The sequence below is a fragment of the Pseudomonas sp. PDM05 genome, from assembly GCF_014851685.1.
Lineage (GTDB): Bacteria > Pseudomonadota > Gammaproteobacteria > Pseudomonadales > Pseudomonadaceae > Aquipseudomonas.
Genome location: NZ_JACVAC010000007.1, coordinates 162,583 through 183,458 on the forward strand (window position 1 = coordinate 162,583; position 20,876 = coordinate 183,458).

Consider the following 20,876-nt stretch of genomic DNA (forward strand, 5'->3'; position numbering starts at 1 on the left):
CCCATGTCGAAATTTTTTATCGACCGTCCCATTTTCGCCTGGGTAATTGCCCTGGTGATCATGCTGGTCGGGGCACTGTCGATCCTGAAGTTGCCCATCAACCAATACCCGGCCATCGCGCCAACCGCCATCGACATCCAGGTGACCTACCCAGGCGCGTCCGCACAAACCGTGCAGGACACCGTGGTGCAGGTCATCGAGCAACAGCTCAACGGTATCGACAACCTGCGTTATGTCGCCTCGGACAGTAACTCCGACGGCAGCATGACCATCACCGCGACGTTCAACCAGGGTACCAACCCGGACATCGCCCAGGTTCAGGTGCAGAACAAGCTGAACCTGGCGACCCCACTGCTGCCGCAAGAAGTGCAGCAGCAGGGTATCCGCGTGACCAAGTCGGTGAAGAACTTCCTGATGGTGATCGGTCTGGTGTCGGAAGACGGCAGCATGACCAAGGACGACCTGTCCAACTACATCGTGTCCAACATCCAGGACCCGATTTCCCGGACGGCGGGTGTCGGTGACTTCCAGGTCTTCGGTTCGCAGTACGCCATGCGTATCTGGCTCGACCCGGCCAAGCTGAACAACTACCAGCTGACCCCGGTAGACGTCAGCAGCGCCATCGCCGCGCAGAACGTACAGGTGGCCACCGGCCAACTGGGCGGCCTGCCTGCCCTGCCCGGCACCCAGCTGAACGCAACCATCATCGGCAAGACCCGCCTGCAAACCGCCGAAGAGTTCGGCAAGATCCTGATGAAGGTCAATGCCGATGGCTCGCAGGTTCGCCTGCGCGACGTTGCGCGTATCGAACTGGGCGGCCAGAACTACAGCATCAGTGCACAGTTCAACGGCAAGCCGGCGTCCGGTATGGCGATCAAGCTCGCCTCGGGTGCCAACGCCCTGGACACCGCCAAGGCCATCCGCGCCACGGTTGCGTCCCTGGAACCGTTCTTCCCGCCAGGCATGAAGGCGGTGGTGCCGTATGACACCACCCCGGTTGTGACCGAATCGATCTCCGGTGTCGTTCACACCCTGGTCGAAGCGATCGTGCTGGTGTTCCTGGTGATGTTCCTGTTCCTGCAGAACTTCCGCGCCACCATCATCACCACCATGACCGTACCGGTGGTATTGCTGGGTACGTTCGGCATCCTCGCGGCGTTCGGCTTCACCATCAACACCCTGACCATGTTCGGCATGATCCTGGCCATCGGCTTGCTGGTGGACGACGCCATCGTCGTGGTGGAGAACGTCGAGCGGGTGATGGCCGAGGAACACTTGTCGCCCAAAGAAGCGACGGTCAAGTCCATGGGCCAGATCCAGGGCGCCCTGGTGGGTATTGCCCTGGTACTCTCGGCGGTACTGCTGCCGATGGCGTTCTTCGGCGGCTCCACAGGTGTGATCTACAAACAGTTCTCCATCACTATCGTTTCGGCGATGGCGTTGTCGGTACTGGTTGCCCTGATCTTCACCCCGGCCTTGTGCGCCACCATGCTCAAGCCGATCGACCCGGAAAAGCACGGCCAACCCAAGCGTGGTTTCTTCGGCTGGTTCAACCGCACCTTCGACCGTGGCGTACTGAGCTACGAGCGCGGCGTGGGCAACATGATCAAGCACAAATTCCCGGCGTTTTTTGTGTACCTGGTCATCGTCCTCGGCATGGTCTGGTTGTTCACCCGTATTCCAAGCGCATTCCTCCCGGAAGAAGACCAGGGCGTGATTTTCGCCCAGGTGCAGACCCCGGTCGGCTCGTCGGCTGAACGCACGCAGAAAGTCATCGACGACATGCGCGCCTTCCTGCTGCACGACAAGGAAGGCGAGCCAGGCGAAGGCAAAGCCGTCAAATCGGTATTTACCGTAAACGGCTTCAACTTCGCCGGCCGTGGCCAGAGCTCGGGCCTCGCGTTCGTGATGCTCAAGCCATGGGATGAGCGTGATGCTTCGACGTCCGTGTTCGAAGTGGCCAAGCGTGCCCAGGGTTACTTCTTCGGCGCCTTCAAGGACGCCATGGTGTTCGCCATCGTGCCGCCTTCGGTACTCGAATTGGGTAACGCCACCGGTTTCGACGTGTTCCTGCAAGACCAGGGCGGCGTCGGCCACGAAAAACTGATGGAAGCGCGCAACCAGTTCCTAGGCATGGCAGCGCAGAGCAAGATCCTTGCTGGCGTGCGTCCCAACGGCGTGAACGATGAGCCGCAGTACGAGCTGACCGTTGACGACGAGAAGGCCAGTGCCCAGGGCATCACGCTGTCGAGCATCAACCAGACCCTGGCGATTGCCCTGGGTGGCAGCTACGTCAACGACTTCATCGACCGTGGTCGGGTGAAGAAGGTGTACGTGCAGGGTGAGGCCGCTGGCCGGATGTCGCCTGAAGACCTGGACAAATGGTTCGTGCGCAGTGACTCCGGGAAGATGGTGCCGATGTCGGCCATTTCCTCGGGCAAGTGGATCTACGGTTCGCCGAAACTCTCGCGCTACAACGGTGTAGCAGCGATGGAAATCCTCGGGACCCCGGCACCGGGCTACAGCACCGGCGATGCCATGGCTGAAGTCGAGCGCATCGCCAAGCAATTGCCGGCGGGTGTCGGCTACGCGTGGACCGGTCTGTCGTACGAAGAACGTCTGTCCGGCTCCCAGGCGCCGGCGCTGTATGCACTGTCGCTGCTGGTGGTCTTCCTCTGCCTCGCGGCACTGTACGAAAGCTGGTCGATCCCGATTGCGGTGGTGCTGGTCGTACCGCTGGGTGTGGTCGGTGCGTTGATCGCCACGAGCATGCGCGGCTTGTCCAACGACGTGTTCTTCCAGGTGGGCTTGTTGGTGACGGTGGGCCTGGCGGCGAAAAACGCCATCCTGATCGTCGAGTTCGCCAAGGAGTTGCACGAGCAGGGCAAAGGCATTGTCGAGGCTGCCATCGAGGCGTCCCGCATGCGTCTGCGGCCGATCATCATGACCTCCATGGCGTTCATCCTTGGCGTATTGCCGCTGGCGATCTCCTCGGGCGCCGGCTCGGGCAGCCAGCACGCGATTGGTACAGGCGTGATCGGCGGCATGATCACCGCGACTGTCCTGGCGATCTTCTGGGTACCGCTGTTCTTCGCAACCGTGTCCGCCGCGGGCGAGCGTAAAAAGACTGAACCTACTGACATCCATAAAGAGGCTGGCCAATGAGCAAGTCGCTCCTTTCCTTAGCTGTCACGGCATTCGTGCTCAGTGGCTGCTCGCTGATACCTGACTATCAGCGCCCCGAAGCCCCGGTAGCCGCACAGTTCCCGCAGGGGCCGGCGTATTCGTCGGCCCAGGCGCCGAGCCAGGCTGCTGCCGAACAGGGCTGGAAGCAGTTTTTCCATGACCCTGCCCTGCAACAGCTGATCCAGGTTGCCCTGGAGAACAACCGCGACCTGCGTGTCGCGGCCCTGAACATCGACGCCTACGCCGCGCAGTACCGCATCCAGCGTGCCGACCTGTTCCCGGCCGTCTCGGCCACGGGCAGCGGCAGCCGCCAGCGTGTACCGGCACGTGCCTCGCAAACCGGCGAGTCGAGCATCAACAGCTCGTACTCGGCCACCCTCGGGATCAGCGCCTACGAGCTGGACCTGTTCGGCCGTGTGCGCAGCCTGAGCGAAGAAGCCCTGCAGAAGTACTTCGCCACCGAAGAAGCCCGCCGCAGCACGCAGATCAGCCTGGTCGCCAACGTGGCCACGGCCTACGTGACCTGGCAGGCCGATAAAGAGCTGCTCAAACTGACCCAGGACACCCTCGGTGCCTACGAGCAGAGCTTCAAGCTGACCTCGCGCAGCAACGAAGTCGGTGTGGCCTCGGCCCTCGACCTCAGCCAGGCGCGCACCTCGGTGGAGAACGCCCGGGTTGCCCTGGCGCGTTACACCCGCCAGGTGGCCCAGGACGAAAACAGCCTGACCCTGCTGCTGGGCACAGGCCTGCCGGCGAATCTGGTCAGCAAGCCGCTGTCGGATGACCTGCTCAGCGACGTACCGGCTGGCTTGCCGTCGGACCTGCTGCAACGGCGTCCCGACATCCTGCAAGCCGAGTCCAACCTCAAGGCTGCCAACGCCAACATCGGCGCGGCCCGTGCGGCGTTCTTCCCGAGCATCAGCCTGACGGCCAACGCCGGCACCCTGAGCCCGGACTTGGGCGGCCTGTTCAAGGGCGGCTCGGGCACCTGGTCGTTCGCCCCGCAGATCAACATCCCGATCTTCAACGCTGGCAGCCTGCGCGCAAGCCTGGACTACGCGAAGATCCAGAAAGAGATCAACGTGGCGACCTACGAGAAGGCGATCCAGACCGGCTTCCAGGAAGTCTCCGACGGCCTCGCCGCACGTGAGACCTACAAGCAGCAACTGGAGGCCCAGCGTGGTTTCGTCGCCGCCAACCAGGACTACTACCGCCTGGCCGAGCGTCGCTACCGCATTGGTGTCGACAGCAACCTGACCTTCCTCGACGCCCAGCGCCAACTGTTCAGTGCCCAGCAATCGCTGATCACCGACCGCCTGGCGCAGCTCACCAGCGAGGTCAACCTGTACAAGGCCCTCGGCGGTGGCTGGAATGCGCAGACCGCGAAAAACGAGGCGTTGAAAGAAGAAGCACCGGCGCTGAAGCTGTTCTGATCGCACCGCTGTGAACAAACCGCTTCCCTCACCGGAAGCGGTTTTTTTATGCCCTGAATGTGGCGCATGTAGGCGCTGGCTTGTGGAGCCTCGCTTTTGTGGGAGCTGGCTTGCCTGCGATAGCATCGCCGCGGTGCAACTGACACACCGAGGTGCCCGCATCGCAGGCAAGCCAGCTCCCACATTGGTCTAGCGGCGCTTGTTCAAACCCCATCTGCCCCCCCTAAACCCGCCGCCTTGCATTTCGCTTAACCTTTCAGGATAAAATTGGTCACAGATTCTTACAGACCACAGAGGGAGCTTGTCGTAATGATCGTAGGAATCGACCTGGGGACTACCAACAGTCTCGCCGCGGTCTGGCGCGGTGATGCCGCCGAAATGGTGCCCAACGCCCTTGGCGAGTTGCTGACCCCAAGCGTGGTCGGCCTGGATGACCAAGGCCGCATCCTGGTAGGCCAGGCCGCCAAGGAACGCCTGCACACCCACCCGCACCTGACGACCTCGCTGTTCAAGCGCTACATGGGCAGCGCCACCGAAGTGCGCCTGGGCGACCGTTCGTTCCGTCCCGAAGAACTCTCGGCACTGGTGCTCAAAAGCCTCAAGGAAGACATCGAACGCACCTACGGCCACACCGTCACCGACGCCGTGATCAGCGTGCCCGCGTATTTCAGCGACGGCCAGCGCAAAGCCACGCGCATCGCCGGTGAACTGGCCGGGCTCAACGTCGACAAACTGATCAACGAACCGACTGCCGCGGCCCTCGCCTACGGCCTGCACCAGCGCGACAAGGAAACCTCGTTCCTGGTCTTCGACCTCGGCGGCGGCACCTTTGACGTGTCGATCATCGAGCTGTTCGACGGGGTCATGGAAGTGCGCGCCAGCGCCGGCGACAACTTCCTCGGCGGCGAAGACTTCGACACCCTGCTGCTCGAACACTTCGTCGACAGCCAGCGCAACGCCGCCGACTTCCCGCCCACCAGCAGCGTGTTGCACGCCCTGCGCCGCGAAGCCGAGCGCGTGCGCAAAGCCCTGGGCCAGGACGACAGCGCCGAGTTCGCCCTGCGCGTCGACGGCCGCCAATGGGTCAAAACCATCACCCAGCAGGAACTCGCCAAGCTCTACACGCCGCTGCTCGAACGCCTGCGGGCGCCGATCGAACGGGCCCTGCGCGATGCGCGGATCCGCGTGGGCGACCTTGATGAAATCCTGCTGGTGGGCGGCACTACGCGCATGCCGCTGGTGCGTAAACTCGCCGCCGGTTTGTTCGGGCGCTTCCCCTCCATCAGTCTCGACCCGGACCAGGTGGTCGCCCACGGCGCCGCGATCCAGGCGGCACTCAAGGCACGTTCGGCGGCGCTGGAAGAAGTGGTGCTGACCGACGTCTGCCCCTACACCCTCGGCATCGAAACCTCGCACCAATACGGTGGCCATATCGAAAGCGGCCACTACCTGCCGCTGATCGAACGCAACAGCAGCGTGCCGGTGAGCCGGGTCAAGACCGTCGTGACCCTGCACGACAACCAGAGCCAGGTGCTGCTGAAGATCTACCAGGGCGAAAGCCGGCTGGTCAAAGACAACATCGAACTGGGCCAACTGGACATTGCCGTGCCCAAGCGCAAAGCCGGTGAAGTGTCCCTGGACGTGCGCTTCACCTACGACAACAACGGCCTGCTCGAAGCCCAGGTGAAGATCCCGCTGACCGGCGAGCAGCACTCGCTGGTGATCGAGAACAACCCTGGCGTGTTGAGCCCGGACGAGATCCAGCAACGCCTGCAAGCCTTGGCGCTGCTCAAGGTCCACCCGCGCGACCAGCAGGTCAACACCGTACTCAGCGCCCGCCTCGAACGCCTTTACCAGGAAAACCTCGGCGAGCTGCGCGAACAACTCGGCCATTGGGCCGCGCAGTTCCAGCAGGTGCTCGACACCCAGGACGAACGCCGCATCCGCGAGGCCCGCAGCGAACTGACCCGTCAACTTGAGCAGCTCGACAACGGGTTCTGGCGCTAAGGGAACAACCACATGGATTGTTGGACCGTACTGCAACTGCCGCAAGAGAGCGACGAACGCAGCATCAAACGCAGCTACGCGCGGCTGCTCAAAAACTGCCGCCCGGACGATGACGCCGAAGGCTTCCAGCGCCTGCGCGAAGCCTACGAAGAAGCCCTGGCCTACGCACGCTGGCGGGCAGACTGGGAAGAAGAGGCCGAGACCGCACCGGCCGCCGTGGCCGAATCGGCCTACGGCAACCTCAACGACCTCGCCGAACTGATGGACGTCAACGCCCGCCCTCCTGCCCCGCTTGCAACGCCCCGGCCCGACCCGGCCCAGGCGCTGATCAACGGCCTCACCCTGCACAACCTGGACGAACGCTGGGCCCAGGCCCAACAACAGGGCTGCACCGAGGCGTTCCAGGCCGGCCTGTTGCGCCACTGCTTCGAAAGCCCAGGCGAGCGCGCCGCGATTACCCGTTGGGCGGTGCAGCATCTTGAATGGCTGACACCCTGGCAACAGGTGGCCATGACCCCGTGGCAGCACGACGCGCTGAGCGGCGAGTTGTTGCAGGAGTACCGGCGCACCTTGCAGGAGCTGCTGGAGCAGAAGGCCGAACGCGAGTTCATCACCCAACTCACGCAAATGACCGGCCAACCCTGGCTGCGGGTGTTCGACCTGCAACAACAGTGGCAACGCATCGTCCTGCACCTGCTGCATGACACCACCTGGAGCGTGCCGCTGTTCGAGCGCGTGTGCCAGGCGTTCGGCTGGGACGACCAGGCCGGCGTGTTCCCGGAACCGGCCTGGATGTGGCGCGAACTGGTCACGCGCTGTGAACAGGAGAGCTTTTTCGAACACTTGCAGGCCAAGGCCGAGGACCGCACCTGGAAATCCGCCGATGCCATGGCGGCGCGCCTGCTGCTGACGCCGATGTCCAAGACCCAGCAAAACTGGATGACGGCGCAGTTCAGCGACAACGACTGGCACGCCTGCCAACAGCTGGCCCAAACCCTCAACTGGCGTTACCCGCAGTTGTTGGAACGCCTGCCCCAGGCCGACGTGTTTTTCTGGCGTAAATTCCTGCCACGCCCGGTGTCCCATCGCAGCTGGATAAGGGTGTGGGGCGGTTTGGCCCTGGCCGCGGCACTGGCCGTCGCGCCCGAGACCAAATCGGAGATGACCACCGAAGCGGTGATGGTGGTGCTGCTGACGCTCATTCCAGCGTTCATCGCTATCCGTTCCACACAGCTATGGGCCGCCCTGACCTCTCGCTTGATCATCCCCGACCTGTGGCTGACAGAGCGCCTGCTGCCCGAACGGTTCAACCCGCATCAGCAGTGGCTGGTATTGCGCCACGGCATCCCGCAATTGGGCATGTTGTGGATGTTTGGCCTGCTGCTGGGGGTGATGGGCATGCTGGGCTACCTGGGAATGATCCTGATCCACCTGCTTCACCGCAGGCGCATCGGCCAACCCAGCGAGAACTTCGAGCAGCTCTACCCGTGGATCAGCGGCCTGCACTGGGCCCACTGGAGTCCGTTGCAGGTGGCATTCCTGGCGGTGATGGTGCCCGCTACGCTGCTGTGCCAGCGCTATTTGCCCGAGATCCCCTGGACCAGCCTGATGCACGTGCTCTAGGCGCATAAACGCCGGGCGCCACTGCCCGGCAACTTGCGTGCGATCACCGCCCACAACCCGCCTCCCCCCGATTGAACCGCCTGCACACCGCCCCGCACCATGGCCCGCACCTGCACACCTCCAATAACAATAGGTTCAACGCCATGAGCACGTTCCACCCTCGCCAGCTGTTGCTGGCTGCCGCCGTCACCAGCCTTGCCTTGCCCGTCGTCGCCCAAGAGCACGGCTTCCTGGAAGACGCCAGCGCCAACCTCAACCTGCGTAATTTCTTCTTCAACCGCAATTACACCAACCCGACCAAGACCCAGGGCGGCGCGCAGGAGTGGACGCAGAGTTTCATCCTCGACGCCAAGTCCGGCATCACCCAGGGCACGGTGGGTTTCGGGGTGGATGTGCTGGGCATGTATTCGTTGAAGCTCGATGGTGGGCGCGGCACCGGTGGCACCCAGTTGTTGCCACTGGACCACGACGGCCGCCCGGCGGATGAATTCGGGCGCCTGGGCGTGGCGTTCAAGGCGCGGATCTCGAAGACGGAACTGAAGGTCGGCGAATGGATGCCAGTACTGCCGATCCTGCGCGCAGACGATGGCCGCTCCCTGCCGCAAACCTTGCGCGGCGGGCAGATCACCTCCAAGGAAATCGACGGCCTGACCCTGTATGGCGGCCAGTTCCGCGCCAACAGCCCGCGTGACGACAGCAGCATGAACGACATGTCGATGGTCGGTAAAACCGCCTTCACGTCCGACCGTTTCAACTTCCAGGGCGGTGAATATACGTTCAACGACAAGCGCACCCAGGTCGGCCTGTGGAACGCCCAGCTCAAGGACATCTACCGCCAGCAATACGTCAACCTGATCCACAGCCAACCCCTGGGCGACTGGACCCTGGGCGCCAACCTCGGCTTCTTCTACGGCAAGGACGACGGCAGCGCCCGCGCAGGGGAACTGGACAACAAAACCTGGTCCGGACTGTTCTCGGCCAAATACGGCGGCAACACCTTCTACGTCGGCCTGCAGAAACTCACCGGCAACAACGCCTGGATGCGCGTCAACGGCACCAGCGGCGGCACCCTGGCCAACGACAGCTACAACTCCAGCTACGACAACGCCCAGGAAAAATCCTGGCAAGTGCGCCACGACTACAACTTCGCCGCCCTCGGCGTGCCGGGCCTGACCCTGATGAACCGCTACATCAGTGGCAGCAACGTGCACACCGGCACCATCACCGACGGCAAGGAGTGGGGCCGCGAAACCGAAGTGGGCTATACCGTGCAAAGTGGGGTGGCCAAAAACCTCAATGTGCGCCTGCGCAACTCCAGCATGCGCCGCGACTACAGCAACAACGAGTTCGACGAAAACCGGTTGATCGTCAGTTACCCGATCAGTCTGCTGTAAACCGTCATCGACCTTGCTGTATGGTGCGCGCCTGCCGCTGCTGAGCTGAATCAGCAGCGGCTTTTTATTCGAGCCCGTGCACACCATGAAATCCTTTGCTTTAGCGTGCGCCCTGCTAGCCCTGGCCCTGAGCCTCAGCGGCTGCATCGGCGCACCCATTGCCCTCACGCCGCAGACCGAGCAACGCCTGCAGAGCCTGGCGCCGATCCGCTTCCTGCTGACCTTCGATGACGGCCCCAGCGCCTCGGGCTACAACAACCCGAGCCGTACGGTGATCAACGACCTGGCGCACAACCCGGTGTTGCCGGGGATCAAGGCGGTGTTCTTCCTGCAGACCGAATCGTCACGCTCCGGCGGCAGCTCCCGCGGGCGCAAGACCATGGAGCGCGAGTACGCCGGCGGGCACGTCCTGGCCTTCCACACGGCCACGATGTTTCATACCAACCATCGCTGGCTCAGCGACGCCGAACTGGAAAGCACCCTCACCCAGGGCACCGCCGACATCGCCTCGATCACCGGCCGCCCGCCCCTGCTGGTGCGCCCGCCGTTCTGGAACTACGACCGCCGCACCTTCGCCGCCTACCAGCGTCATGGCCTGCACGTGCTGCTGACCGACTTGAGCGCCAACGACGGCAAGATCTGGGGCTTCAACGCCAGCCCACGCCGCCGCGCCAACCTGTACCGACAGCTCTCGGTGGTGCGCGAACGCATCGCCCAGGGCGAGTTGCCAACGGTGGACGGGGTGATTCCGGTGGTGGTGACGTTTCATGACATCAACCGCTATACCGCGCGGCATATGCAGGAGTACTTGCAGATCTTGCTGGACAGCGCACGGATCAACGGCGTGAGAACTGCCGCTGAGCCCTTCTACACCGATACGGCCCAACTTCAGCGCGCAGCCTTGGCGCGTACCGTCAAGGATGTGAGTGAAGAGGTGCATCTGCCGGGCGTGTGGAATTGGGTGTGGGACGCAGACTCACACTGAGCGAGAGAAACAGACTACACAGGCACTGGAACCTTTCACTTACAGCAGTCCACTCAGCAACTGAATGAGTCCCTGATAAGCGAAGGAAACAACTGCCAATGGTCATACGTGCGCCGACTATTTCTTATCCATCCCTCGTCAAACATCAAGCCCCCACACAACTGTCTGAACAAACACCTGAAAACAAACCTGCCACGACCATAGTGGTCGATGGAAACAAGAAAACCTACGTTGATCCGAATTACATAAAAGAAAAAAACAAACTTTTTGCCGAACAAAACAAACCGCTTATTCCTGCTCACTATGCAGGTAAATCTACACTCACAACCGACCAGCGCCCCTTCAGCACGACCCGCATCGAATACAACCCCTTACACCGCGACAACGATGTAGAAATCACCAGAGAGCGCACCGTTCGTTACTCTACCAATAAAGCATTATCCCCCTCACTGACGAATGACGCCCTAGTTATAAAAACGGGTGACCAAGCAGACACTGTGCATATTGGCAAAGGAAAGAATGGCGCCCTCACGGCAAAAATAAACGAGCAGACTTATTCCATCCAACCCAGCGATGAACTCGGTTCCGGCCAAAAACTAGTCATTCAAACGCAGGGCGGCAATGACACCGTCACCATCGATGATGAGGTTGAGTCCGAGGTGATTGTCGAAGGTGGAGATGGGGATGACGTTATAAATGCCGGCGGCGGCCGCAGTCGCATCTTCGGTGGCGCAGGAAATGACACCATTCGCCTGGGTCGAGGCACAGGTTATGCCGAAGGCAACGACGGCAATGACACCATCTACGGTGGGCGCGGCAAAAGCGTCTTGTACGGCAACAACGGAAATGATCGACTATTCGGGTACACAGGGCCTGATGCAAACCCGACTTACATCGACGGTGGTGCAGGAAACGATCTGCTCGTCGGAGGCAGCGCGCACTCGGTGATGAACGGTGGTTTGGGTAACGATACATTGCTAGGCAAAGGCCGCAGCACATTCTATTCGGGCAATGGCAATGACTGCGTGATCTCCAATAACAAGGAGGACTTGATTTATGCAAAACCCACCGACCAGATACGCAAACAAAACGACACACGCTTTATACCTGTCACTTATGAAAACGTCGGTAAAACGGGCATTACCGTTGAAGGATCCGACGCGTTCAAACAGCGGGTCGAGGATGATTTGGAAATGTTGAGAAGTTCTCCTTCCGGACAGCAGATGCTTAAAGAGTTCGATGCATCCACATCACGCGTCGGAGCGCCATTGAAGATAACGGAAGCACAATCCGAAGATAACAGCTTCTACATGGGCCGCAATTCCAACTTTGATCAGCAAGTCAACGATGGAAAAAAACCCCATTCAGCAGAAGACCCAAATCTGGCGGTCATAAAAGACGGTATTCGCGGCAACCCGCTTACCCATGGAGAGCTGCAATACAATCGCTCGTATGTTGATAACGGCACGCATAAAAATCATCCCGCCAGCTACTTGTACCACGAGATGTCGCATGCCTATAACGGCAGAAATGGCACAGTGCTACCAGGTACGACCCAACGCGAGGCAAATGTTGAACGCCAAGCTGTTGGCTTACCCACCAATGCCGCCCCGTTTGACTTTGACAATGATCCAGCAACCCCGCCCACCGATACCAACCCCGACCCCTTTAATGAAAACGCCCTGCGTAAAGAAATGGGCGAGGCATTGCGCACCCGATACAGAGAGTGACACGGCCCTGAGGAAAAGCAGACGGAAGCTGGCACGGCGCAGCGGGCCTGAAGATCAACCCCGCGACTCGACCCCAAGCTCATCCCACACCGACTCCGCCAGGTGGAACGTCGCATTCGCCGCCGGTATCCCGCAGTAGATCGCGCTCTGCATCAGCACTTCCTTGATCTCTGCGCGGCTCACGCCATTGCTGGCGGCGGCACGCAGGTGCAGCTTCAACTCGTCATTGCGGTTCATGCCGATCAGCATCGCAATGGTGATCAGGCTGCGGGTGTGCCGAGGCAGGCCCGGGCGGGTCCAGATGTCACCCCAGGCGTGGCGGGTGATCATGTCCTGGAACTCGCTGTTGAACTCGGTCAAGGCATTGAGGCTGCGATCGACATGGGCGTCGCCCAGCACTTCGCGGCGCACTTGCAGGCCGTCGGCGTAACGTTGTTTCTCGTCCACAAAAAACTCCTCAGTGGGCCAGCAAAAATTCGACAACCAGGTCGCTGAACGCTGCGCCGGCCTGGACATTGGACAGGTGCGCCGCATAGAACTCGGCGTATTCGGCACCCTGCACATGGTTCTGGATAAAGTGGCTGCCCTCTGGTGGCGTAACAGCGTCGTCGGTACCGGCAATCACCAGGGTCGGGGCCTTGATCAACGCCAGTTGCTCGCGAAAATCCGCATCGCGCACGGCGGCGCAGTTGGCGGCATAACCTTCGGGGGATGTGGCGGCCAGCATGTCGGTGATCTGCTTGGCCTGGTGCGGGTTGGCCGCCGCAAAGTCGGCGGTGAACCAGCGCGCAATCGACGCATCACGCAGGGCGACCATTGCCGCCGTGCCGTCGCGCAGGACCATCTCGATACGCGGGTTCCAGATCTGCGGCGTGCCGATCCTGGCAGCGGTGTTGCACAGCACCAGGCGATGCAGGCGCTCGCCCGCATGGATGCCCAGCCACTGGCCAATCAAGCCGCCCATGGACAAGCCACAGAAATGCGCGCGTTGGATATCCAGCGCATCCAACAGCGCGATCACGTCGCGGCCCAGTTGCTCGATGCTATAGGGCCCTGGCGTGACCAGGGATTTGCCATGACCACGGGTATCAAAGCGCAGCACACGAAAATGCTCAGTGAACGCTGGGATCTGGATGTCCCACATGTGCAGGTCGGTGCCCAGGGAGTTGGACAACACCAAGACCGGCGCACCCACGGGGCCGTCCAGTTGGTAATGCAGTTCGCCATCGGCGAGTTGTACAAAGGCCACGGTGGTCTCCTCAAGCAAAATGTTCAGTGACGGCACGGCTGACCCACGTGCGGGCCAGCCCGAGGTAATGGCCGGGATCAAGCAGGCGGTCGAGTTCGGCCGCTGACAGTTCGGCGGTGACCCGGGGTTCGTCCGCCAGCACCGCACGCAAGTGCCGCCCTTCGGCGACGGCGCGTTTGCAGCAGTGTTCCAGCAGATGGTGTGCGGTCTCACGGCCCAGGCGCTGGGCGAGCACGATGCTCACGGCTTCGGCCAACACCAGGCCTTGGGTCAGATCGAGGTTTTGCGTCATGCGCTCAGGATCGACCTCCAAACCTTCACTCACCAGCAACGCCTGTTGCAGCGCGCCGGACACCAGCCGGCAGATCTCCGGCAGGGTTTCCCATTCGGCATGCCACAGGCCCAGGCTGCGCTCGTGTTCCTGAGGCATGGCGCTGAACATCGTCGCCACCAGCCCGGGCACGCGGGTGGCGGCGCTGATCAGCACGGCAGCGCCCACCGGGTTGCGTTTGTGCGGCATGGTGGACGAGCCACCTTTGCCCGGCGCAGAGGGCTCGAACACCTCGGCCGCTTCGGTCTGCATCAACAGGCTGATGTCGCGCCCCAGTTTGCCCAGGCTACCGGCGATCAGGCCAAGCACGCTGGCAAACTCCACCAGGCGATCGCGCTGGGTGTGCCAGGGTTGTTCGGGCAGGCTCAAGCGCAACTCGTCGGCCAAGGCCTGCGCCACCGGCAGTGCCTGTTCGCCAAGGGCGGCCAGCGTGCCGGAGGCGCCGCCAAACTGCAGCACCAGCAAACGCGGTTTCAATTCGGCCAGGCGTTGACGACTACGGGTCACCGCCCCCAGCCAACCGGCGATTTTCATCCCCAGCGTGACCGGCGTCGCATGCTGCAACCAGGTGCGTCCGGCCAGCGGCACGTCGGCATGGCGCTGGGCCTGGGCGGCGAGGATATCGCCCAGGCGCGCCAGGTCCGTTTCGATCAGCGTCAGCGCCTGGCGCAGTTGCAGCACCAGGCCGGTGTCCATCACATCCTGGCTGGTGGCGCCCAAATGTACATAACGTTCGGCACCGGCGTCTTCACTGGCGATCAACTTGCCCAACGCCTTCACCAGCGGGATCGCCGAATTGCCCGCCGTGGCAATCGCCACGCCAAGGGCATCGACGTCGTACAGCGAGGCCAGGCAAGCCTGGGCAATCGACGCAACGGCGGCCTGCGGGATCAAACCCACCCGCGCCTCGGCCCGGGCCAACGCGGCCTCGAAATCCAGCATGCCCTGCAGGCGTCCCCTGTCGCAGAACACTTCGGCCATGCTGCCTGCCGTGAAGTAAGCGTCGAACAGTTGATTGCTCGTGCGCAGTGTCATAACCCGTCCCTTACAAGTCGTGGTGCAGGTACGCCGCCTGTTTCGGCAAGCGCAAGCTGAACAGGAAAGCGATCGCCATCATCAAAGTGACGTACCAATAAAAGCTGTTTTCCATGCCGATGGATTTCAGGCTCAGCGCGACGAATTCCGCCGAGCCGCCAAAGATCGCATTGGCCACCGCATACGCCAGGCCAACCCCCAACGCACGCACCTGGGGCGGGAACATTTCCGCCTTCACCAGGCCGCTGATGGAGGTGTAGAAGCTGACGATCGCCAAGGCCAGGGTGATCAGCACAAAGGCCAGGAACGGGCTGCTGACGGTTTTCAGGGTGAGCAGGATCGGCACGGTGAACAAGGTGCCAAGGCCGGCAAACCACAGCATCGAATTACGACGGCCGATCTTGTCCGCGAGCATGCCAAACACCGGCTGCATGCACATATACAGGAACAGCGCGCCGGTCATGATGTAGCTCGACGTCTTGGCGTGCATGCCGACCGTGTTCACCAGGTACTTCTGCATGTAGGTGGTGAAGGTATAGAAAATCAGCGAGCCGCCAGCGGTGTAGCCGAGCACCGTGATAAACGCTGCCTTATGGTCGCGAAACAGCGCGGCAATGCTGCCGGCGTCCTTGTCTTCGCGCATTTCCTTGCTGGTGGTTTCCTTGAGCGTACGGCGCAGCAGCAACGAGATCACCGCCGCAACGGCGCCGATCACGAATGGAATACGCCAGCCCCAGGCACGCAGCTCTTCTTCAGTGAGGATCTGTTGCAGGATCACCACCACCAGCACCGCCAGCAGTTGCCCGCCAATCAGGGTCACGTATTGGAACGAGGCGAAGAACCCGCGCTGGCCCTTGAGCGCGACTTCACTCATGTAGGTCGCGGTGGTGCCGTACTCGCCGCCCACGGACAAACCCTGGAACAGCCGCGCGATCAGCAGCAGGATCGGCGCCCACACGCCGATGTCGTTGTAGGTGGGCAAAAACGCGATGACCAGGGAGCCGGCGCACATCATCAGCACCGAGATCATCATCGAGTTCTTGCGCCCGTGTTTGTCGGCCACGCGACCGAACAGCCAGCCGCCGATGGGGCGCATCAGGAAGCCGGCAGCAAACACACCAGCGGTGTTGACCAGTTGCACCGTGGGGTTGTCCGAAGGGAAGAAGGCCGGGGCAAAGTAGATGGCGCAGAAGGCGTAGACGTAGAAGTCGAACCATTCGACGAGGTTGCCGGAGGAGGCACCGACAATCGCAAAAATCCGTTTGCTGCGTTCTTCTCCGGTGTAGTGACTGGTGGTTGTTGTCATGATTTTTCACTCAGTGGGAACGGTTATAGCCTAGACATACTTTGCAACAAGCTCGTTCCACAACAAGACCTTTAGAGGTGGGGTGGCCGAACTGGCCCTATCGCAGGCAAGCCAGCTCCCACCTTTGACGGTGTTCACACATCAAGGTGGGAGCTGGCTTGCCTGCGATGAGGCCCTCAAGACCACTTCAATAATCGAAGAACACCGTCTCCTTGTCGGTCCCCTGCAAAATCACATTCCACTGATGCACACCCTCTGCATCCTGCTTGGCAATCAACGTCTCACGCCGCTCAGCAGGTACACACGCCAACAACGGGTCATCCCCATTCATTGGCTCGCCCTCAAAATAAATCCGCGTGAGCAAGTGCTTCACCAGGCCCCGCGCAAACACCAGCACCACCAGGTGCGGCGCCTGGGTCGTGCCCTTGAGCCCTGGCACTGCGCCCGGTTTGATGGTGGTAAAGCGAAACCGCCCTTCCCCATCCACGGGTACGCGGCCGAAGCCTTCGAAGTTCGGGTCGACGGCCTTGTCCTGCTCGTCTTCCGGGTGGTCGTACTTGCCGGCGGCGTTGGCCTGCCAGACTTCCAACATAGCGTCGTTGACGACTTCACCGTTGCCGTCCAGCACTTGCCCGCTGATCGCCACGCGTTCGCCGAGGGTGGCGGCGGTGGTCAGGTCTTCGCGGTTCAGCCAGGTCAGGCCGATGTGGTAATACGGCCCGACGGTGTGGGACGTGGTCGCGTTGAGTGTCATCTCATTTCTCCATCGGCGTGGCGTCGCGGCCGCGCAGGACGATGTCCCAGCGGTAGCCGAGGGCATAGGAAGGAATGGTTTTTTCCAGGTCGAAACGGGCGATCAATCGTTCCTTGGCGCGGGTGTCCGGCACGCAGTTGTAGATCGGGTCGTATTCCAGCAGCGGGTCGCCGGGGAAGTACATCTGCGTGACCAGGCGCGTCAGCACGCTGGGACCGAACAGCGAAAAGTGGATATGCGCCGGGCGCCACGCGTTGTGGTGGTTGCCCCACGGGTAGGCGCCGGGCTTGATGGTCTGGAACTGATACCAGCCATCGGCATCGGTGACGGTACGGCCGGTGCCGGTGAAATTCGGGTCCAGCGGCGCGTCATGCAGGTCGCGCTTATGGTTGTAGCGCCCGGCGGCGTTGGCCTGCCAGATCTCCACCAGAATGCCCGGCACAGGCAGGCCATTCTCGTCGAGCACGCGGCCGTGAATGATGATGCGTTCGCCCTGGGGCTCGCCGTCATGCTGGGCGGTCAGGTCGTTGTCCTTCGCGTTGATCCGCTCGGCGCCGATGGTCGGGCCGGTGATTTCCGACAAGGAATGGGGCAGAAACACCAACGGCTGGGACGGCGAACGGACGTTCGTCGACTGGTAGGCCGGGTGCAGGTAATCAGGTTGAGTGCCCGCTTGCGGGCGCCGGTATCCAGGCTTGTCACTCATGGTGCAGTCCTCTTTTATTAGATGCGTTCAATCGCCAGGGCCAAGCCTTGGCCGACGCCCACGCACATGGTCGCCAGGCCTTTGCGGCCGCCGGTTTTTTCCAATTGATGCAAAGCCGTCAGTACCAGGCGCGCGCCGCTCATGCCCAGGGGATGGCCGAGGGCGATGGCGCCGCCATTCGGGTTGACCTGCGGCGCATCGTCGGCAATGCCCAGTTCACGCAGTACCGCCAAGCCTTGGCTGGCGAAAGCTTCGTTGAGTTCGATGACATCAAAGTCGGTGACCGCCAGACCGAGGCGCGCCACCAACTTGCGTACCGCTGGCACCGGGCCGATCCCCATTACACGCGGCGCGACACCGGCGCTGGCCATGCCCAGGACGCGGGCGCGGGCAGTCAGGCCGTGTTTTTGCACGGCCTCGGCGCTGGCCAGGATCAAGGCGGCGGCACCGTCATTCACACCGGAAGCATTGCCGGCGGTGACGGTTTTGTCCGGGCCGTTCACGGGTTTGAGCTTGGCCAGGGCTTCCAGGGTGGTGTCCCGTGGATGCTCATCGTGTTCTACCAGCGTCTCGCCTTTTTTATGGGCGACCCGTACCGGCACGATTTCTTCGGCGAAGAACCCGGCGGCTTGTGCGGCGGCGGTGCGTTGCTGGCTGCGCAGGGCGAAGGCGTCCTGGTCGGCGCGGGAAACCTGGTAGTCATCGGCAACGTTGTCGGCGGTCTGCGGCATCGCATCCACGCCGTACTGGGCCTTCATCAGCGGGTTGATAAAACGCCAGCCAATGGTGGTGTCTTCCAGTTTCATCGTGCGTGAGAACGCCGCGTCGGCCTTGCCCATCACGAACGGCGCCCGGGACATCGACTCGACGCCGCCGGCAATCGTCAGCTCCATTTCGCCACTGGCGATCGCACGGAACGCGGTGCCGATGGCGTCCATGCCCGAGGCGCACAATCGGTTGAGGGTCACGCCGGGAATACTCTCCGGCAGGCCCGCGAGCAACAGCGCCATGCGCGCGACGTTGCGGTTGTCTTCACCGGCCTGGTTGGCGCAGCCGAGGAATACTTCGTCGACGGCATTCCAATCCACCGACGGGTTGCGCTCGATCAGCGCCTTGATCGGCAACGCCGCCAGGTCATCGGCGCGTACCGTGGCCAGGCCACCGCCGAACCGGCCGATGGGCGTGCGGATCGCGTCGCAGATAAATACGTCACGCATCAGGCTTCTCCTGGCGCTTGGCCGTGGGCGGCCGCCGTGCGCGCTTCGAGGTCACGCAGGGCGCTCAGTTCCAGGTCGGTCGGTGCGGCGGTGGTGCTGACCTGGTCGGCAAACCGAATCGCCCAACCAGTGGCGGCCACTACTTGCTCGCGGGTCACGCCGGGGTGCAGCGCGGTGACCACAAACTCATGGGTGCCCGCTTCCGGTTCCATGATGCACAGATCGGTAATAATCCCGACAGGACCGGCGCCCGGCAGGCCCAGACGCTTGCGCGAATCGCCGCCCTCGCCGTGGCCGACCGAGGTGATGAAGTCCAGCTTGTCGACAAACGAACGCGCCGACTGTTTGAGGATGATCAGCACGCTCTTGGCCGAGCCGGCAATTTCCGGTGCGCCACCGGCACCCGGCAGGCGCACTTTGGGCTGGTGGTAGTCACCGACCACGGTGGTGTTGATGTTGCCGAAGCGGTCAACCTGCGCTGCGCCGAGAAAGCCGACGTCGATGCGCCCGCCTTGCAGCCAGTAGCGAAAGATCTCACCCGTGGGCACGACAGTGTCGGCGGTTTCCGCCAGCTCGCCATCACCGATGGACAGCGGCAACACGCTGGGCTTGGCGCCAATCGGGCCGGACTCGTAGATCAGCACCACGTCCGGCGAGGAGGTCAGGCGCGCCAGGTTGGCAGCCTTGGACGGCAAGCCGATGCCGACGAAACACACGGAGCCGTTCTGGAGACGGCGCGCGGCAGCGACGGTCATCATTTCATTGGTCGAGTAAGCCATTACTGGGCCTCCTGCTGTGTGGTCAGCTTGGCCTGGAATTCACTGAAGTCGGCAGTGCCGTGGATGTATTCATCGATCCAGGCGGTAAAGGTCTCACGGTCACGGGCGATGGGGTCCCACGCCTGGTAGAAACGGTTGTCGCGCTCGTTGTAGCCGTGGGCGTAGGACGGATGCGCGCCACCGGGTACATGGCACACGGCCGTCAGGGCCCAGGTCGGCAATACGCAGCTGTTCATCGGTGCATTCAGGTCATCGACGATTTCTTCCACGGTGACGATGCAGCGCTGGGCCGCCAGGGCCGCCTCCCTCTGCACACCGAGAATGCCCCAGAGCAGCACGTTACCCTTGCGGTCGGCCTTTTGCGCGTGGATCACGGTCACGTCCGGGCGCACCGACGGCACCGCCGCCAGCACTTCGCCGGTGAACGGGCACGTCACGCTCTTGATCAGCGGGTTGACCTTGGGCAGGTCGGAACCGGCGTAGGCACGCAGCACCGCGAACGGCAGGCCGGAAGCACCGGCGACGTAGGCATTGGCCAGGTCGGCGTGGCTGTGTTCTTCGATCTCCAGCGGTTGCGGCCATTGCTTCTCGACCGCGTCGCGCAGGCGGTGCAGGGAACCCACGCCCGGGTTGCCGCCCCAGGAGAAAATCAGCTTGCGGGCGCAACCGGCACCGATCAATTGGTCGTAGACCAAGTCAGGGGTCATACGCACCAGCGTCAGGTCTTTCTTGCCCTGACGAATGATTTCATGACCCGCTGCCGTAGGGATCAGGTGGGTAAAACCTTCGAGCGCAACGGTATCGCCGTCGTTCACGAAGCGCTTTACCGCGTCGGTCAGGGTGAGCATTTCAGCCATGGGGTTGGGCTCCCGGTGTGGATCAAAAAAGGCGCGGAGGTGGCGCCGAAGTGCTTTGAAGGTTAAGTCGGGGGAATGCGCCAAACAATCCGATAATCGACTCAGTGTTCGATTATCGAACCGATTGTTGTCTAGCTAATCTTTCCTACATGCAGGCCCAAAGTGGGCACGGCCCCCTGTGGGAGCGGGCTTGCTCGCGAATGCGGTGTATCAGTCAACTCATGTATTCACTGACCCACCGCATTCGCGAGCGAGCCCGCTCCCACATAAGCCCGGTCGGCATA

The 20,876-nt window shown here is 62.2% G+C and carries 16 protein-coding genes; 7 read left to right on the plus strand and 9 right to left on the minus strand.

Going from position 1 to position 20,876, the window contains the following annotated elements; all coding sequences use genetic code 11:
• Nucleotides 1–3: 3 nt before the first annotated feature.
• The 7 genes from IB241_RS16085 (at nucleotide 4) to IB241_RS16115 (ending at nucleotide 12,358) form a co-directional block, all read left to right on the plus strand.
• Nucleotides 4–3,165, plus strand: a complete 3,162-nt coding sequence (locus tag IB241_RS16085; RefSeq protein WP_192299271.1) for an efflux RND transporter permease subunit — start codon at nucleotides 4–6, stop codon at nucleotides 3,163–3,165.
• Nucleotides 3,162–4,619 (plus strand): AdeC/AdeK/OprM family multidrug efflux complex outer membrane factor, encoded by a 1,458-nt coding sequence (adeC, locus tag IB241_RS16090; RefSeq protein ID WP_192299272.1) that lies wholly within the window; start codon nucleotides 3,162–3,164, stop codon nucleotides 4,617–4,619. The genes IB241_RS16085 and adeC overlap by 4 nt, the downstream gene beginning before the upstream one ends.
• A gap of 309 nt (nucleotides 4,620–4,928) precedes the next feature.
• Nucleotides 4,929–6,626: a molecular chaperone HscC gene (locus tag IB241_RS16095; protein ID WP_192299273.1), complete on the plus strand. Its 1,698-nt coding sequence runs from the start codon at nucleotides 4,929–4,931 to the stop codon at nucleotides 6,624–6,626.
• A gap of 12 nt (nucleotides 6,627–6,638) precedes the next feature.
• Nucleotides 6,639–8,249: a J domain-containing protein gene (locus tag IB241_RS16100; protein WP_192299274.1), complete on the plus strand. Its 1,611-nt coding sequence runs from the start codon at nucleotides 6,639–6,641 to the stop codon at nucleotides 8,247–8,249.
• A gap of 143 nt (nucleotides 8,250–8,392) precedes the next feature.
• Nucleotides 8,393–9,643 (plus strand): OprD family porin, encoded by a 1,251-nt coding sequence (locus tag IB241_RS16105; RefSeq protein ID WP_192299275.1) that lies wholly within the window; start codon nucleotides 8,393–8,395, stop codon nucleotides 9,641–9,643.
• An 85-nt stretch (nucleotides 9,644–9,728) separates the two neighbouring features.
• A complete protein-coding gene (locus IB241_RS16110; protein ID WP_192299276.1) occupies nucleotides 9,729–10,628 on the plus strand; it encodes a polysaccharide deacetylase family protein in 900 nt (299 codons plus the stop codon).
• Nucleotides 10,629–10,726: 98 nt separating this feature from the next.
• Nucleotides 10,727–12,358 (plus strand): M91 family zinc metallopeptidase, encoded by a 1,632-nt coding sequence (locus IB241_RS16115; RefSeq protein ID WP_192299277.1) that lies wholly within the window; start codon nucleotides 10,727–10,729, stop codon nucleotides 12,356–12,358.
• 54 nt (nucleotides 12,359–12,412) lie between these two features.
• Here IB241_RS16115 and pcaC read toward each other — a convergent pair whose 3' ends face one another.
• From pcaC to IB241_RS16160, 9 genes are all read right to left on the minus strand, one after another.
• Nucleotides 12,413–12,805 (minus strand): 4-carboxymuconolactone decarboxylase, encoded by a 393-nt coding sequence (gene pcaC / locus IB241_RS16120; protein WP_192299278.1) that lies wholly within the window; start codon nucleotides 12,803–12,805, stop codon nucleotides 12,413–12,415.
• 10 nt (nucleotides 12,806–12,815) lie between these two features.
• Nucleotides 12,816–13,607, minus strand: coding sequence for a 3-oxoadipate enol-lactonase (gene pcaD / locus IB241_RS16125; protein ID WP_192299279.1), 792 nt, complete (start codon nucleotides 13,605–13,607; stop codon nucleotides 12,816–12,818).
• 10 nt (nucleotides 13,608–13,617) lie between these two features.
• A complete protein-coding gene (locus tag IB241_RS16130; protein WP_192299280.1) occupies nucleotides 13,618–14,973 on the minus strand; it encodes a 3-carboxy-cis,cis-muconate cycloisomerase in 1,356 nt (451 codons plus the stop codon).
• A 10-nt stretch (nucleotides 14,974–14,983) separates the two neighbouring features.
• Complete coding sequence (locus IB241_RS16135; RefSeq protein ID WP_192299281.1) at nucleotides 14,984–16,279, minus strand: MFS family transporter; 1,296 nt, start codon at nucleotides 16,277–16,279, stop codon at nucleotides 14,984–14,986.
• Between the two features lie 187 nt (nucleotides 16,280–16,466).
• On the minus strand, nucleotides 16,467–17,033 hold the full coding sequence (pcaG, locus tag IB241_RS16140) for a protocatechuate 3,4-dioxygenase subunit alpha (RefSeq protein WP_192299282.1): 567 nt from the start codon (nucleotides 17,031–17,033) through the stop codon (nucleotides 16,467–16,469).
• Between the two features lies 1 nt (nucleotide 17,034).
• Nucleotides 17,035–17,739 (minus strand): protocatechuate 3,4-dioxygenase subunit beta, encoded by a 705-nt coding sequence (gene pcaH, locus IB241_RS16145; RefSeq protein ID WP_192299283.1) that lies wholly within the window; start codon nucleotides 17,737–17,739, stop codon nucleotides 17,035–17,037.
• Between the two features lie 17 nt (nucleotides 17,740–17,756).
• Nucleotides 17,757–18,959 (minus strand): 3-oxoadipyl-CoA thiolase, encoded by a 1,203-nt coding sequence (gene pcaF, locus IB241_RS16150; RefSeq protein ID WP_192299387.1) that lies wholly within the window; start codon nucleotides 18,957–18,959, stop codon nucleotides 17,757–17,759.
• Entirely contained in the window at nucleotides 18,956–19,735 is a 780-nt protein-coding gene (locus IB241_RS16155; protein ID WP_192299284.1) for a CoA-transferase subunit beta, read from the minus strand. The genes pcaF and IB241_RS16155 overlap by 4 nt, the downstream gene beginning before the upstream one ends.
• On the minus strand, nucleotides 19,735–20,592 hold the full coding sequence (locus IB241_RS16160) for a CoA transferase subunit A (protein WP_192299285.1): 858 nt from the start codon (nucleotides 20,590–20,592) through the stop codon (nucleotides 19,735–19,737). The genes IB241_RS16155 and IB241_RS16160 overlap by 1 nt, the downstream gene beginning before the upstream one ends.
• Between the last annotated feature and the right edge of the window lie 284 nt (nucleotides 20,593–20,876).

Bases quoted from the DNA above. Each gene is read 5' to 3' on its own strand.
- IB241_RS16085 (WP_192299271.1), top strand. From the start codon at position 4: ATGTCGAAATTTTTTATCGACCGTCCCATTTTCGCCTGGGTAATTGCC.
- adeC (WP_192299272.1), top strand. From the start codon at position 3,162: ATGAGCAAGTCGCTCCTTTCCTTAGCTGTCACGGCATTCGTGCTCAGT.
- IB241_RS16095 (WP_192299273.1), top strand. From the start codon at position 4,929: ATGATCGTAGGAATCGACCTGGGGACTACCAACAGTCTCGCCGCGGTC.
- IB241_RS16100 (WP_192299274.1), top strand. From the start codon at position 6,639: ATGGATTGTTGGACCGTACTGCAACTGCCGCAAGAGAGCGACGAACGC.
- IB241_RS16105 (WP_192299275.1), top strand. From the start codon at position 8,393: ATGAGCACGTTCCACCCTCGCCAGCTGTTGCTGGCTGCCGCCGTCACC.
- IB241_RS16110 (WP_192299276.1), top strand. From the start codon at position 9,729: ATGAAATCCTTTGCTTTAGCGTGCGCCCTGCTAGCCCTGGCCCTGAGC.
- IB241_RS16115 (WP_192299277.1), top strand. From the start codon at position 10,727: ATGGTCATACGTGCGCCGACTATTTCTTATCCATCCCTCGTCAAACAT.
- IB241_RS16130 (WP_192299280.1), bottom strand. From the start codon at position 14,973: ATGACACTGCGCACGAGCAATCAACTGTTCGACGCTTACTTCACGGCA.
- IB241_RS16135 (WP_192299281.1), bottom strand. From the start codon at position 16,279: ATGACAACAACCACCAGTCACTACACCGGAGAAGAACGCAGCAAACGG.
- pcaG (WP_192299282.1), bottom strand. From the start codon at position 17,033: ATGACACTCAACGCGACCACGTCCCACACCGTCGGGCCGTATTACCAC.
- pcaH (WP_192299283.1), bottom strand. From the start codon at position 17,739: ATGAGTGACAAGCCTGGATACCGGCGCCCGCAAGCGGGCACTCAACCT.
- IB241_RS16155 (WP_192299284.1), bottom strand. From the start codon at position 19,735: ATGGCTTACTCGACCAATGAAATGATGACCGTCGCTGCCGCGCGCCGT.
- IB241_RS16160 (WP_192299285.1), bottom strand. From the start codon at position 20,592: ATGGCTGAAATGCTCACCCTGACCGACGCGGTAAAGCGCTTCGTGAAC.